This is a genomic window from Streptomyces spiramenti (assembly GCF_012034385.1).
Classification (GTDB): Bacteria; Actinomycetota; Actinomycetes; order Streptomycetales; family Streptomycetaceae; genus Streptomyces; species Streptomyces spiramenti.
Map to the genome: position 1 here is coordinate 1 of NZ_JAAVJB010000425.1, position 1,869 is coordinate 1,869.

Consider the following 1,869-nt stretch of genomic DNA (forward strand, 5'->3'; position numbering starts at 1 on the left):
GATCCGGCCCGCCCGCACACCCACCGGACCGCACCGGGGCGGCGGCGCCGCGTACCGGGGCGGTTCCACCGGCCGGCCGCCGCTCACCGGAGCCACACGTGGTCCGGCCGGCGCGGCGGCCGGACAGGCTCCCGGGCGCTACCGGGGCCGCGAGGGGCCGGGCCGACCACCCGGTGCCGACGCACCCGACACCGCGGGCCGACAGGGCCGTCGGTTCCACCAGGACGACAGGGGATGGCGGGCGATGATCCGAGACAGCGGGCCGACGGCCCCACGACGGCCCGGCCGCTACGGCCGGGCCGTGCCCACCGGCGGCAGCGGCGCCGGCCGGGTGCAAGCGCCGGGCGCGCACTCCCGGCGTGACGCCCGGGCGGCAGCCGCACCGTTCGCGGCTGCCGGTGTCTGCGCGCTGCTGGTACCCCTGCTGTCGGCCGGCCCGGCCCATGCCCTGGACGAGCCCCGGACCCCGGTCGCCTACGCGACGGCTGCCGACGCCGAGCCGGTCGAGGGCACGGCCGGTTCCGCCGACGCCCCCGCCCTGGAGGCCGGGGGGATCTACACCGACGAACTCGACGTCGGCGACGCGCTCTACTACAGCCTCGTGCTGGACGCCGAGTCGGACGTCTACATCTCCGCGGTGGCCGCACCGGACCCCGGCACCAAGGTTGCGTCGGGCGACGGGTTCGAGCTCGCGCTCACGACCACCGGCGGGGACACGTGCGCCAGCCCGGAGAGCCGCACCTTCCAGCGGGACGGAGCCGCGCGGCCCATCGCGGCCTCACAGATCCGCACGGTGGCTCCCGACGGCCGGTGCCGGGAGGCCGGCAACCACCTGGTGCGGCTGACGCGGACCAGTGCTCCCACCTCCACGCCCGCCGCCTGGCCCGTGGAGCTGCGAGTGATGGCGGAACCCGCCGCGACCGGTGGCACCGACGTGCTGCCCGAGGACGACTGGACGACCTCGGACGACCTGCCACCCGCCCCCAGCGGTCAGGCCGAACGCGCCCCCGGCGGCAGCGGCTTCAACGACGCCCGGTCGCTGGAGCCCGGCGTGTGGCGCGACGACCTCCCCCCGGGAGCGACCCGCTTCTACGCCGTTCCGGTGGACTGGCACCAGCAACTCGACGTCCGCGTCGAGTTGAGCAACGCACCGCAGCGCGAGGGGTTCGGCAGCGTCATCAACGCGCTGGGTGTCGACGTCTACACTCCCTACCGCGCGCCCGCCGCCGCGAACGCCACCACCTCCTACAGCGGTGAGCCGGCCGAACTCGCTTTGCTCACCCAGCCGGTCGCCTACGACAACCGCTTTGAGACCGGCTTCGACCGCTACCTGTCCCGCTCGCGCGTCGCCGGGTGGCACTACATCGCCGTCCACCTGCACGAGGACATCGTGGAGCGGGTGGACGCCGAGTCCGTCGGCATGACCCTGCGGATCGCGCTCCACAACGAGCCCGGCACGGCGCCCACCTACGACGGCGACCTCGCCGAGGCCGGGTTCGGCGTCGACGAGGAGGCGCTCGACCAGGAGGGGGCCGACGGCGGCACGGATCAGGTGGTCGCCGCCGGACGCGACGAGACCAAGGAGTTCCTCGGCTACGCCGGGATCGGTGCCGGAGTGGCGCTGCTCGGGGTGGTCGGGACCTGGTACTTCCTCGCCCGTCGGGACGCGGCTGCCGGGCACCGCGCGGGGTAGCCCGCCGACCGTGACGGGTCGGGGCGGCGCGGGGGTCGGTCGCCCCCGCCGTGTGCCCCGACCGGCGCCGACACGCGGCGAGGGCCGGCCGGGCGTACGCGGATGCGAATCCGGCGGCCGGTGGGGGAGTACCGGGGCGTCGGGGCGGCGGGACGCCGTGGCGACCGTCGGGAGCC

1 protein-coding gene is annotated in these 1,869 nt (G+C 76.4%); it reads left to right on the forward strand.

The window, feature by feature from the left end:
• Window positions 1-244: 244 nt before the first annotated feature.
• Window positions 245-1,693: a hypothetical protein gene (locus HCJ92_RS23885; RefSeq protein WP_167935689.1), complete on the forward strand. Its 1,449-nt coding sequence runs from the start codon at window positions 245-247 to the stop codon at window positions 1,691-1,693.
• The last annotated feature ends 176 nt before the right edge of the window (window positions 1,694-1,869 follow it).

Bases quoted from the DNA above. Each gene is read 5' to 3' on its own strand.
- HCJ92_RS23885 (WP_167935689.1), top strand. From the start codon at position 245: ATGATCCGAGACAGCGGGCCGACGGCCCCACGACGGCCCGGCCGCTAC.